Below are 11,600 nucleotides of genomic sequence, written 5' to 3'. Positions count from 1 at the left end.
TGGTGTATCTATGTTTATTTATAACCGTCACACTTGGAGTATATGGGATTCTATTAATTAAACCCACAAAAAATGATCGTATGAAAGAGCGCGTAGACTTCTTTTTATTGGATACACAAGCGGGCAAGGAAGAAATTGTTGAAGAGAAACAGGAATCATTTTTCAAAAGAATGATTACTCCGGTTTTACTAGATTTTAAAAAGAGCTTTAGGAAGAGGATCCCGGGGGAGAAGGAAGTAATAATTGACTTAAAGCTACAGAAGGCGGGAAATCCATTTGGGATGACACCAGTTGATTTTCGGTTAGTCCAAGCTGTTTCCATTTGCCTCATTCCGATAATCTTCGCCGGTTATGGTGCAATCCTGCATGCCGGTAATGGAGTCATCATCATCTTTGTAATGATAGGAGTTCTTGTCGGGTTTTTTGCGCCCCATCTCTATTTAAAACAGAAAACAAAGGCTAGATGCCGCATTGCCTTAAGGGAATTTCCTGATGTTTTAGATTTGTTAACTGTTAGTCTTGAAGCGGGGCTTGGCTTTGATGCGGCGGTGTCAAAGGTAGTTTCCAAAAAAGAAGGTGTTCTAGTAGCTGAATTTCAACGTTGTATGGAGGAAATCCGCCTTGGTAAAACGAGAAGAGAGGCATTATCCGGCATTCGGGACAGGGTGGATGTCGATATGGTCAAATCCTTCATCAGTAGTGTCCTCCAGGCAGAAAAACTGGGAATTGGCATGGTGCGGGTGTTGAGAGTCCAATCAAATGAAGTTAGAGAACAGAGAAAGCAGCGGGCAGAAGAAGAGGCAATGAAAGCACCAATCAAAATGCTGTTCCCGTTAGTTTTGTTCATTTTTCCAAGTTTATTTATTGTATTGCTGGGACCGGCAGTCATTCAGTTTATTGATACCTTTAAAAATGGATGAAAATCAAATCCCTTTACGTAAGCGTAAGGGGATTTTTTGAATTTTATAAAAACTTGTTGTTAGATAAATCACTATCATTTATTCTTTTATTATAGTTAAAAAAAGGGATGATGATTATGAAATTTGTAACGGCTAAAAAAGACGGAGTAACTTTTGTTGGATTCGTAGATGATGAAAAAGGAAGAGTTCTACCATTAAATCAAGTAGAAGAGGTAAGATCAGGGGAAAAAAGCTTTCCTTCATCGATGATTAAGTGTATTGCTTCCGGAGAGAATTTTATCAATAAAGTAGATCAATTGCTCGATTGGGTGCAACATCAAATAAATGTTGATTCATTTTACATACCGATTGAGGACCTTACCATCCTTGCGCCAATCCCAAGACCGGAAAAGAATATCTTTTGTGTGGGGAAAAATTATGCGGAGCATGCGATTGAAATGGGGAGCGCCGAAGATATCCCTAAGGATGTTATGGTGTTTACCAAAGCCCCTACCACAGTTATTGCTCCTAATGGAACGATCCTTTCACATCATAATGTAACGAGCCAGCTGGATTATGAAGGAGAACTAGCAGTTATCATTGGAAAACAGGGCCGGGCGATAAAGAAAGAAGAGGCACTTGATTATGTTTTCGGGTATACCATTATTAATGATGTAACAGCGCGTGATTTACAATCAAGGCACAAGCAATTTTTCATCGGAAAAAGCTTGGATACGACATGCCCAATGGGACCGTGGATTGTCCATAAAAGCATGATAGACAATCCCAATCATTTGGATATTCAAACAAAAGTGAACGGAGAGGTAAGGCAAAACTCTAATACTAAGAATTTTATTTTTCCTGTCGAGGAGGTCATATCCGTATTATCAGCAGGTATGACGCTTGAACCGGGTGATATTATAGCAACGGGCACTCCTGCTGGTGTCGGAAAAGGATTCACCCCACCTAAATTTTTACAGTCTGATGATCAGATAGAAATTTCAATTGAAGGAATCGGTACTTTAATAAACAAGGTTGGAGATAACGAAGCCTGCGAATTATAAAAAAACATCCTACGTTTATCACATATCTGGGTTCATTTCTTCGTATTTTAAAATTGCCTATGGTATGATAAAGTCGAAAAAGTATACATAAGGAGGCAATTAAATGATTCACGGTCATGTAACAGCTTGGGCTTTAGCTCTAATATTATTTTTTGTAGCGCTTTTCTTGCATAAAGGCGGAAAGGCAAAAGGATTTAAAATTGTCCAAATGATTTTAAGAGTACTATATCTACTAATTATTGGAACTGGGATTGGGATGCTTGTTAAGACCGGTTTGGACACTGAACATATATTAAAAGCAGCTGCAGGACTGTGGGTAGTCTGTTTATTTGAAATGATTCTTGGTCGTGTCGCAAAAAACAGAAGGACGTCTGCTTTTTGGATCCAGTTTGTTGTTGCATGGGTGCTTGTTCTTTATTTAGGTTTTCATGTTTTACATATTTATGATATTTAATGAGAAAAAACTAAGGCTGCTGGGAATTAAATCTCGTCAGCCTTTTTATTTAGCAATAGACGATAAACAAGGTGACAACTTTCGCCTTTGGTTTTAATAATGGCTGTGTTAAAAGTGAATGTTGATTTCCGTTCCAGGCGCAAGCGGTTCGCGGGGCGGGCGGTGAGCCTCCTCGGCGCTAAAGCGCCTGCGGGGTCTCACCTGTCCCGCTGCTCCCGCAGGAGTCTTGCGCCTTCCACTCCAATCAACATTGTGCTCTAAATCAACAATGTGCTTTAACACAGCCTTAATATTAGTATTAGAAGAGAGGAGAGGATCTAGATGCTCGTAAAGGTGTTTGCTAATCTCCGGCAAATTTGCGGCGGGGTAACGGTAGAGGTGCAGCCTGATGGGGACCGGGTTATCGATGTGCTTAATAAAATGGTAGTTATGTTCCCTGCTTTAAAAGATGAAATTTTTACAGCAGAAAAAGAGCTGCTTCCATTTGTTCATGTGTACGTTAATGGAAGGAATATCATCCATCTTGACAATCTCCAAACTAGAGTTATAGAAAAGGACCAGTTTGCACTTTTCCCTCCAGTTGCAGGCGGCTGATATGATAATAAGAGATTTAGAGTTTCGTGGAATAAACCGGGAGCACCTCGGGATGTATTTTGAAGAACTCGGAGCAGTACAGGTTACTGATACCTTCCCTTACGTCTTTGCTGCAAAAGGCTGGAGTGCGCAAATCTTATCTGAAGAAGAAATTATCTTTACACCAAGCTTTAAAATAAATGCCGTTCAAATTCGTTTTGAAGCAGAGAATGAGGCGGCTCTTGCAGAACTCATTAAACATTTTCGTTACAAAACGACTAGGATAGGCGGTTAAAAAAGGCTCCTGCACATTTTACTTTCGCAGGAGCCTTTTCAGCTTTTATGCCAGTTGATTCTCGGGATCGATAATTCCTAACTCACGAAGCTTTTCATCCGGTACCAGTCCGTCTTTCCAGCCGCGGACTTGATAGTATTCTTCAAGCATGATATCCATTCGGCTGACAGACCCTGCACTGTTTCCAGAAGCAGGTTCTTCAGTGAAACGTTTTGGCAGGAAGTCATCGTCACGCTTATTAAAGCCGGCAAGATTATTATAATAACGCTCAAGATTATAAATTCTTTCTCCGGCATTCATCACGTCATCTGCCGTCAATTGGACTCCTGTCATTGAACTATATTGCTCGGCATAATGCTCAGCGTTTTCAGAGAAGGAGGAGAACTTACAAATATTCATAGAATCAGAGAAGGCAAGCATATCTTGAAATACTTTTAATAATTCCCCTTTCCCTTCTGGCTGCAGGCGGTCAGTTGGTTCAGGTATTCCGGCAATTTCACTGGCTACGGTATAACCGCGCAGGTGGCAGGCACCGCGGTTACTTGTTGCATAACCAAGGCCAATACCTTGGATTCCGCGAGGATCGTAAGCTGGAATAGATTGACCCTTAACGGACATGGATAATTCAGGAGCACCCCAAAGTGCTGTGGCACGTGCTGGACCTTCAGCAAGAACGCCGCCAAAGCCTTCGCGGAAAGCAATTTTTCTTGTTAATTCAATCATGGAGTCGGCGTCACCCCAGACTAGCTCTTCGGAAATGATCCCTTTTTCATAGGCCTCCATCGTTACAGAGAAGGCGTGCCCTAGCTCAATCGTATCAAGACCATATTCATTACAGCGGTCAATCATATAAGAAATCGCTTCCGCATCGCTTAACAAACAGTTGGAACCAAGCGACCAGGCAGACTCAAACTCAATACTTTCGACGCGTGTCTTATATTTACCATCTTTTACTTCAACTTCAATCTTGCAGCCAACCGGGCAGGCATGGCATGTGTTGTTGGCCACCCGTAAATGGGTGTTAACATATTCACCGCTGTGCTTTTCTGCCTCATCCCAGTGAGTAAGCTGTGAGTTTTTTGTTGGCAGAGCCCCGACTTCATTAATTAAGTTTGTTAACACGTTTGTACCATAAACGGATAATCCGCCTTTATTTGGTGCGGTTAAGCCGCCGTCAAGAATCGCTTTAACCGCCTTTTTGTTGGCTTCCTTATATTCACCATCCAATTTTGGCACTGGCATATTGCCTTTTTGCGCAGCCTTGATCACAATTGCCTTCAATTTTTTATAGCCGGCAACAGCAGCTGTACCGCCGCGGCCTGCTGCACGGTCATGTTCATTAATAAAGGAGGCGAAACGAACGGCATTTTCACCAGCTTGACCAATAGTCATCACACTTAGGTCAGACTCACCGTATTGGTCTTTCATTGCCTTGATAAATGCTCTTGTACTAGTTCCCCAATAGTCAGAAGCATCACGGATTTCTGCTTTACCATCTTCAATATAAAGGTAAACAGGCTTATCGCTTTTTCCAGTAAAAATAATATTATCGACGCCGGCCCATTTCAGACGTGCAGCTGTCCAGCCGCCGATATGGGAATCGGTAACAGTACCGGTTAGCGGAGATTTTGTTACCACACAAAGGCGTCCGCTCATAGACGAACGTGAACCGGTGACAGGACCTGTCATGATGCATAGAGCGTTTTCTGCCGATAACGGTTCGACTTCAGGACCGTTATCTAATACATATTTGACCCCAAGTCCCCGGCCGCCAATATACTTTTTGGCATCCTCTTCGTTGATGGACCTGTAGAAAATAGTCCCTTCCGTTAAATCAACTAACACTTCTTTGTTTTTAAACCCTCCTAGATTCAATGTTTTTCCCTCGCTTTCAATTAAATTAATCTCTTATCAACTAGCTAAGAAATTGCGCCAAAAATTATCTATAAACCCAATATTTATTATACACTTTTTAGAATATTATTAAAATTTAAATATATGTAAAGAATGATAATTTGATAAGATAATAGTATATTGCTGTTTTTGATATCGGGAGTAAACAAAGATTTTGAAAAGAGGAATAATCGATGGATGATTTAGAGCGTTATTCAAGACAAATTCTTTTTCGGGCGATCGGGGAAGAGGGACAGCGAAAATTGCTGACAAGCAGAGTAGCTATTGTTGGAGCAGGAGCACTTGGCACTGTGATTGCAAACCATCTTGTCCGCTCCGGTGTTGGCCAACTTAGGTTGATTGATCGTGATTTGGTGGAATTATCCAATCTGCAGCGGCAAACGCTTTTTGATGAGGAAGATGCCAGATTAAATCTGCCTAAGGCTATTGCTGCCCAAAAAAGATTAAATAAAATTAATTCTTCGATAACTGTTGAGGCAGTGATTGCTGACTTAAACCTCGATAATGCAGAAGAATTATTAAGCGGATTTGAAGTCATTGTCGATGGCACGGATAATTTTTTGACCCGGTTCTTAATTAATGATGTCGCTGTTAAATCCGGAACCCCGTGGGTACATGGTGCTGCGGTAAGTTCTAGAGGAATGTTTGCAGTGATAAAACCAGGGATTACTCCATGCTATCGCTGTCTGTTTCCACATGTGCCGGCCGGAACGGGTGAAACATGTGATACGGTCGGCGTCCTATCGCCGTTAACAGATATTATCGGCTCCTATCAAGCAATGGAAACAATTAAATTATTGGTCGAGGCGGATACCACTCCTAACCTGGAACAAATCGACATCTGGGATGTTACTGCGATGCAAATGGATATTTCTAACGGGAGGAATCCAAATTGTCCTGCATGTGTCCAAGGACAATTTGATTTTCTAGACAGGTCTTCTGAGCATCAGGTGGCATTTACGACCCTATGCGGCCGTAATACAGTTCAAATCAATCCAAGGAATAGAGGCGAGCTCGATTTAAAAAAATTGGCAGAGTATCTGAAGGTTAGCGGAAAAGTGGCGGGAAATGAATTTTTATTGCGTTTTTATCCTGAAGCAGATATTTCAATTGTCGTATTTAAGGATGCCCGCGTCCTCATTCATGGAACAAATGATATCGTTAAAGCAAAAATGCTCTATGCAAAATATATAGGGAACTAACCTTATGCCGCTAAAAAAAGAAGGGCATGGATTTTTTCCATGCCTCTTCCTTATGAAATCATTTTTTCAATTATTAATCGCTTTCCGGTATTTAGCGTGAATTCAAACCGGTCATTAATCTTTTCAAAGTAGCAAAAATGATGCTGAACGTTACAAATTTGCTCCTGGTTATCAAACACCATAAAGTTCACACCATCTTTTCGCTGTTCATCTGATAAAAACGATAAATGGTTATAACAATAGATGCAATCGAAAATGGAGATGTTTAATGAGTTTAAAGTGGTGATGAACTGGAAAAAGGCATCATCATGTATCCCTTCTAACAATCTTTCGAGTGAATAGATTAAATGTTTCCTAATCCGCACTAAATCATGGTCGCGGAGCATGATTGCCTCATTCCCAATACGGATTTTTCCTGATTCAAACAATATTCCCTTTTTCCAGCGATTCATCCGAAAGATTTCAATCTCCTGCTGCAGACAATCTTCTAGCATGGCAGCCTCTTCGGACTCCTCATCAAAAAATATCCATTGATCGTTTATTTGTTCAACAGTTCCTTCGGTATAGGCTCGCTTTTGAATTTCGAGTAGATATATTCGTTGTTGTCGATTCATTGTTAACCTCCGTGCCAGATGCTTACATATCCTTTTTAGACATCTTCCTGAAATTTTATAACCTGATTATTTTAAAAGAATAAGGATAAAACTCCCTAATCTTGATAACACTTACCCAAATTGATTACGAATTTTCAATTTATGGACAATTAACCAAAAATAATGGGCTGAATACACTAGAGCATGTAATAAAAGTAAGAAAAAGCTGGTTATCATTTTTTGATTTCCGGCAATGGGGAATGATAAAAACAAACAGAAAATGTCCGCAAAATTCCCCTTACTAAAGGATATTCCTGTAAAGGTCATTCTGATACAGAAGTCCTGTTAGCCTATAAAGAATGGGCATAAAAATGTGAGAATTCCTTAAGAAGGAAATAATTTTAAAAAATTGCGGATATATTGCCGTTTCAAGGTAAATTAATTTGGAATAAAAACCTGATTCAATTAAAATAGTTGTAGGGAAGGGGTAATCCTCTTCCCTTTTTATGAGGAGGAAAAGATATGAAAAAGTTGACACTCTTTTTGGCGGCGTTATTACTACTCTCATCAACTCCTGCAGATGCTGCTGTAAAAAAAGAAGGCAGGCTGTGGCAGGATGAATCGGTTTATTCAATCATGATAGACCGTTTCAACAATGGGGATATAAAAAATGATCTGGATGTTAATGCAAAAGATCCGCTTAGCTTTAACGGCGGTGACTTTCAAGGAATTATTGAAAGATTAGATTACATACATGATATGGGATTTACAGCGATTCGTTTGACTCCTATCTTTGCCAATGCCAAGAATGGCTACCATGGTTATTGGGTAGAGGATTTTTACAAGACGGACGAGCATTTTGGTACTATTAAGACTTTCCAAGAGCTTGTAAAAGAAGCGCATAAACGAAAGATGAAGGTAATTATCGATTTTGTCACCAATAACGTAGCAGTCAGTCATCCATGGGTAAGTGATGCCGGCAAGCAGGACTGGTTTCATGAAAAACGGGAGATTGGCGATTGGAATAATCAACAGGAGCTGGAAAATGGCTGGGTCGATGGTTTGCCGGACCTTAATCAGGACAACCCCGAGGTTAAGAAATACTTAATTGATGCAGCGAAATGGTGGATTAAGAAAACGGATGTCGATGGGTATAGTCTGCCAGAGGTAAACAATGTACCGCTTAGCTTTTGGGATGATTTTTCAAAGGAAGTGAAGAAAGAGAAGAAAGACTTTTTCCTGCTGGGTGTAATGTCAAAAAATACTTCCTCTGGCTTGAAGAAATACGAAACAGCAGGAATAGACAGCCTGTTTGATTACTCATATAATGCCGAATTAAGAAAAACGCTGGAAACAACAGATCAATCCTTCAGTAACCTTTATCCAAATGCTGTTGACAGTCAGCCATCCTTTTTACGGCCGAATTTTATGGATGATGAATATTCTGTAAGATTTACTAATGATATTGTGGAAAAGAGGCAATTCCCAGGCTCACGCTGGAAAACAGCGTTGACTTATCTTTATACCACCCCAGGAATTCCGATGGTTTATTACGGGACTGATATTGCCCTAAGCGGGGGAGAAATTCCCGATAATCGCCAGCAAATGAATTTCAGGACGGAGAAAGAACTGATTGATTATATAACCAAGATTGGCGAGTTAAGAAATCAGCTTCCATCCTTGACAAGAGGGACGATGGAAATCCTTTATGACAAGCAAGGCATGGTTGTTTATAAACGTGTTTATCAAGGTGAAACATCGGTTATTGCAATAAATAATACGAGCAAATCGCAGAAGGTAATCTTAACAGCTGAGCAGCTAGCGGGCGGCAAAGAGCTCCGCGGCTTACTTGCCGGGGACATTGTCCGCAGCCATGATAATCAATATATTTTCATAATCGATCGTGACAATTCTGAAATATATGTCCAAACAGAAAAAAGTGGAATTAATATCACACACATTGCATCGTTAATTCTTGTTTATATACTTGTCTTTATCTTCTTATTCTTTATCATCAAAAGAAGAAAAAATAAAATAATAGAATAAAACGCAACGGCGGGATGATTCCCGCCGTTGCGTTTTTCTTATCCATTAACAATTTTCCCGCCGTTGACGTGAATCATTTGGCCGCTGACATAGGAGGAGTCATCTGATGCCAGGAAAACATAGATTGGTGCGAGCTCGTATGGTTGTCCGGCTCTTCCCATCGGAGTAGTTGAACCAAATGTCGCTACTTTGTCAGCAGTAAATGTCGATGGGATCAGCGGCGTCCATATCGGTCCGGGAGCAACACCATTGACTCGGATTCCTTGTGGTGCCAATGATTTTGAAAGCGAGCGGGTAAAGGAGACAATCGCTCCTTTTGATGCAGAGTAATCCAATAATTGTTCATTTCCTTCGTACGCTGTGATTGAGGCGGTGTTTATAATCGATGCACCTGCCTTTAAAAAAGGAAGGGCCATTTTTGTCATATAAAAATAGGAAAAAATATTTGTCCTGAATGTTTTTTCGAGCTGGGCAGATGTAATATTCAGCAGGCTTGGCTGTGGATGCTGTTCAGCAGCATTGTTTACAAGAACGTCGAGCTTGCCAAATTCAGCAATTGTATGATTAACAACCTCCTTACAAAATTCCTCATTTCCAATATCACCAGCATAGAGAAGACATTTTCGCCCCTCCGCTTCAATAAGTTGCTTTGTCTCTTCCGCGTCCTGATGTTCTTCTAAGTATACTATCACGATATCTGCGCCTTCTTTGGCAAAATAAATAGCTGCAGATTTTCCAATACCACTGTCGGCGCCTGTGATAATGGCTGTTTTGCCCGCTAATTTTCCACTAGCCTGATAATTGGCATCAACAGAGGTCGGCCGGGGATTCATTTCACTTTCTAGCCCAGGCTGCCCGTTCTGATGCTGGGGTGGAAAGGTCGGCTTTTGTCTATTTTGATTATTGCTCATTTACGAAAACCTCCACATGTTTATTCAATTGTTAGTGTTTGATAAATGAGCTAAAATATGAAAAAAGGCGTGAAGGAAAACTCCTTCCGCCGTCGTTTAACGATAATTTATAAACTGCACATCAACTGTTAAGTCGGCTTCACGCACCAAGGAAATTATTTTTTGCAAATCATCTCGGTTTTTACCGCTAACCCGTACTTGATCGTCCTGTACCTGACTTTTCACCTTTACACCACTGTTTTTGATAATCGTATTAATCTTTTTGGCATTTTCTTTGTCGATACCTTGGACAAGCTTGGCTCTTTGGCGGACAGTGCCGCCAGATGCTTTTTCGATTTTTCCGTAATCTAGGTTTCTAACTGGGATACCTCGTTTAATCATTTTACTAAATAATACATCCTTCAGCTGGTCCATTTTGTATTCATCATCTGAAATGAGGACAAGCTCTTCTTTATCCAGTGAGACTTCACTTTTGCTGCCTTTAAAATCGTAGCGCGTGCCAATTTCTTTCATTGTTTGTGTAATTGCATTTGTGACCTCAGAAAAGTCCACTTTGGATACAATATCAAATGAGCTGTCTTTAGACATGGCAATACCTCCATTTATAAAATTATAAGCAAGATTCAACTTCTGCAAAAGTTTCCCTTTATGGCTACATTATAGTAAAATATAGCGGTTATAACAAGATTCAGGGAAATCTCCATGAAAAGAAAGGGGAATAAAAAATGTCTATAAATGAACTTGTTGGCCAAACAACAACATTAACGGTTGCCCGTAAAGCGGCTTTCGGCTATTTTTTAACGGACGGAAATGAAGATGTTTTGCTGCATATAAATCAAGCCAATCAAGAATTGGAAGAAGGGGATGAAGTAGAGGTTTTTCTTTATGTTGATTCGGAAGGACGAACTTCTGCTTCAACTACCATCCCGGAAATTGCTGTTGGCCATTATGCCTGGGTTAAGGTAACAGATTCAAATCCGAAAATTGGGGTTTTCTTAAATATTGGGCTTCCAAAGGATATTTTGTTAGGGATAGACGATTTGCCAACACATAAATCAGTCTGGCCCAAGGCGGGAGATTTAGTCTATATCACATTAAAGCTGAGCCGCAATTATCTGCTATATGCAAAGCTTGCTAGCGACCCAATTATAGAATCCATTTCCGTACAAGCAACAAGAGAAAATTTCAACAAAAATGTTCAGGGACATATATACCGAACAGCAAAGGTAGGAAGTTGGATTTATACGATAGAAGGATTTAAAGGGTTCATCCATGAATCGCAGCGGCAGCAAGAGCCCCGCTTAGGACAAAAGGTCGAAGGTCGGATTATCGATATAAAGGAAGACGGCTCGATTAACGTTTCCTTGCTTGCCAGGAAAGAGGAATCCCAAGATCAAGATGCAGAACGCATTTACGAATATTTACTGAGTAGAGATGGTGCCATGCCATTCAGCGATAAGAGTATGCCAGAAGAAATTCAAGAACGTTTTGGCTTAAGTAAGGGGGCATTTAAGCGTGCCCTCGGGAAATTGATGAAAGATGGCAAGGTGTATCAAGAAGGCAGCTGGACATATGTTAAGAAAGATTAAGCAGTTAAATACATACTCTTTTTTAGATTGCTTACACTAATAAGCGTAAGCAATCTGAAA

Annotated in this window: 12 protein-coding genes; 8 read left to right on the top strand and 4 right to left on the bottom strand. The window is 40.4% G+C overall.

Annotation, left to right across the window (positions count from 1 at the left end):
• Nucleotides 1-2: 2 nt before the first annotated feature.
• The 5 genes from ACFVSW_RS03880 (at nucleotide 3) to ACFVSW_RS03860 (ending at nucleotide 3,285) form a co-directional block, all read left to right on the top strand.
• Nucleotides 3-920, top strand: coding sequence for a type II secretion system F family protein (locus tag ACFVSW_RS03880; RefSeq protein WP_387312407.1), 918 nt, complete (start codon nucleotides 3-5; stop codon nucleotides 918-920).
• 116 nt (nucleotides 921-1,036) lie between these two features.
• Nucleotides 1,037-1,963 (top strand): fumarylacetoacetate hydrolase family protein, encoded by a 927-nt coding sequence (locus tag ACFVSW_RS03875; protein WP_387312404.1) that lies wholly within the window; start codon nucleotides 1,037-1,039, stop codon nucleotides 1,961-1,963.
• Nucleotides 1,964-2,066: 103 nt separating this feature from the next.
• Nucleotides 2,067-2,417, top strand: coding sequence for a YisL family protein (locus tag ACFVSW_RS03870; protein ID WP_387312401.1), 351 nt, complete (start codon nucleotides 2,067-2,069; stop codon nucleotides 2,415-2,417).
• Nucleotides 2,418-2,738: 321 nt separating this feature from the next.
• Nucleotides 2,739-3,011, top strand: coding sequence for a ubiquitin-like small modifier protein 1 (locus ACFVSW_RS03865; protein ID WP_387312398.1), 273 nt, complete (start codon nucleotides 2,739-2,741; stop codon nucleotides 3,009-3,011).
• A 1-nt stretch (nucleotide 3,012) separates the two neighbouring features.
• Nucleotides 3,013-3,285, top strand: a complete 273-nt coding sequence (locus ACFVSW_RS03860; protein WP_387312395.1) for a MoaD-like domain-containing protein — start codon at nucleotides 3,013-3,015, stop codon at nucleotides 3,283-3,285.
• Between the two features lie 45 nt (nucleotides 3,286-3,330).
• Here the strand turns inward: ACFVSW_RS03860 and ACFVSW_RS03855 are convergent, their stop codons facing one another.
• Entirely contained in the window at nucleotides 3,331-5,160 is a 1,830-nt protein-coding gene (locus tag ACFVSW_RS03855) for an aldehyde ferredoxin oxidoreductase family protein (protein ID WP_387312392.1), read from the bottom strand.
• A gap of 212 nt (nucleotides 5,161-5,372) precedes the next feature.
• Between ACFVSW_RS03855 and ACFVSW_RS03850 the strand changes: the two genes are divergently transcribed.
• Nucleotides 5,373-6,401, top strand: a complete 1,029-nt coding sequence (locus ACFVSW_RS03850) for a ThiF family adenylyltransferase (protein ID WP_387312390.1) — start codon at nucleotides 5,373-5,375, stop codon at nucleotides 6,399-6,401.
• Between the two features lie 50 nt (nucleotides 6,402-6,451).
• On the opposite strand, the gene ACFVSW_RS03845 is transcribed toward ACFVSW_RS03850, so the two are convergent.
• Nucleotides 6,452-7,015, bottom strand: coding sequence for a DUF2777 domain-containing protein (locus ACFVSW_RS03845; RefSeq protein WP_387312387.1), 564 nt, complete (start codon nucleotides 7,013-7,015; stop codon nucleotides 6,452-6,454).
• A gap of 501 nt (nucleotides 7,016-7,516) precedes the next feature.
• Here ACFVSW_RS03845 and ACFVSW_RS03840 point away from each other — a divergent pair.
• Nucleotides 7,517-9,040, top strand: a complete 1,524-nt coding sequence (locus tag ACFVSW_RS03840) for an alpha-amylase family glycosyl hydrolase (protein ID WP_387312385.1) — start codon at nucleotides 7,517-7,519, stop codon at nucleotides 9,038-9,040.
• 38 nt (nucleotides 9,041-9,078) lie between these two features.
• Here the strand turns inward: ACFVSW_RS03840 and ACFVSW_RS03835 are convergent, their stop codons facing one another.
• On the bottom strand, nucleotides 9,079-9,951 hold the full coding sequence (locus tag ACFVSW_RS03835) for an SDR family oxidoreductase (RefSeq protein ID WP_387312383.1): 873 nt from the start codon (nucleotides 9,949-9,951) through the stop codon (nucleotides 9,079-9,081).
• Nucleotides 9,952-10,047: 96 nt separating this feature from the next.
• Nucleotides 10,048-10,539: a YajQ family cyclic di-GMP-binding protein gene (locus ACFVSW_RS03830; protein WP_387312381.1), complete on the bottom strand. Its 492-nt coding sequence runs from the start codon at nucleotides 10,537-10,539 to the stop codon at nucleotides 10,048-10,050.
• Nucleotides 10,540-10,676: 137 nt separating this feature from the next.
• On the opposite strand from ACFVSW_RS03830, the gene ACFVSW_RS03825 reads away from it, so the two are divergent.
• Nucleotides 10,677-11,540, top strand: coding sequence for a CvfB family protein (locus ACFVSW_RS03825; protein WP_387312379.1), 864 nt, complete (start codon nucleotides 10,677-10,679; stop codon nucleotides 11,538-11,540).
• Nucleotides 11,541-11,600: the final 60 nt, after the last annotated feature.

The organism is Neobacillus sp. NPDC058068 (assembly GCF_042885335.1).
Classification (GTDB): domain Bacteria; phylum Bacillota; class Bacilli; order Bacillales; family Cytobacillaceae; genus Neobacillus.
This window is presented reverse-complemented; position numbering and strand designations above follow the sequence as displayed.

Excerpts from the sequence above, each read along its gene's own strand:
- ACFVSW_RS03835 (WP_387312383.1), bottom strand. The coding sequence starts at position 9,951 with ATGAGCAATAATCAAAATAGACAAAAGCCGACCTTTCCACCCCAGCAT.
- ACFVSW_RS03840 (WP_387312385.1), top strand. The coding sequence starts at position 7,517 with ATGAAAAAGTTGACACTCTTTTTGGCGGCGTTATTACTACTCTCATCA.
- ACFVSW_RS03850 (WP_387312390.1), top strand. The coding sequence starts at position 5,373 with ATGGATGATTTAGAGCGTTATTCAAGACAAATTCTTTTTCGGGCGATC.
- ACFVSW_RS03865 (WP_387312398.1), top strand. The coding sequence starts at position 2,739 with ATGCTCGTAAAGGTGTTTGCTAATCTCCGGCAAATTTGCGGCGGGGTA.
- ACFVSW_RS03825 (WP_387312379.1), top strand. The coding sequence starts at position 10,677 with ATGTCTATAAATGAACTTGTTGGCCAAACAACAACATTAACGGTTGCC.
- ACFVSW_RS03875 (WP_387312404.1), top strand. The coding sequence starts at position 1,037 with ATGAAATTTGTAACGGCTAAAAAAGACGGAGTAACTTTTGTTGGATTC.
- ACFVSW_RS03870 (WP_387312401.1), top strand. The coding sequence starts at position 2,067 with ATGATTCACGGTCATGTAACAGCTTGGGCTTTAGCTCTAATATTATTT.
- ACFVSW_RS03860 (WP_387312395.1), top strand. The coding sequence starts at position 3,013 with ATGATAATAAGAGATTTAGAGTTTCGTGGAATAAACCGGGAGCACCTC.
- ACFVSW_RS03845 (WP_387312387.1), bottom strand. The coding sequence starts at position 7,015 with ATGAATCGACAACAACGAATATATCTACTCGAAATTCAAAAGCGAGCC.
- ACFVSW_RS03830 (WP_387312381.1), bottom strand. The coding sequence starts at position 10,539 with ATGTCTAAAGACAGCTCATTTGATATTGTATCCAAAGTGGACTTTTCT.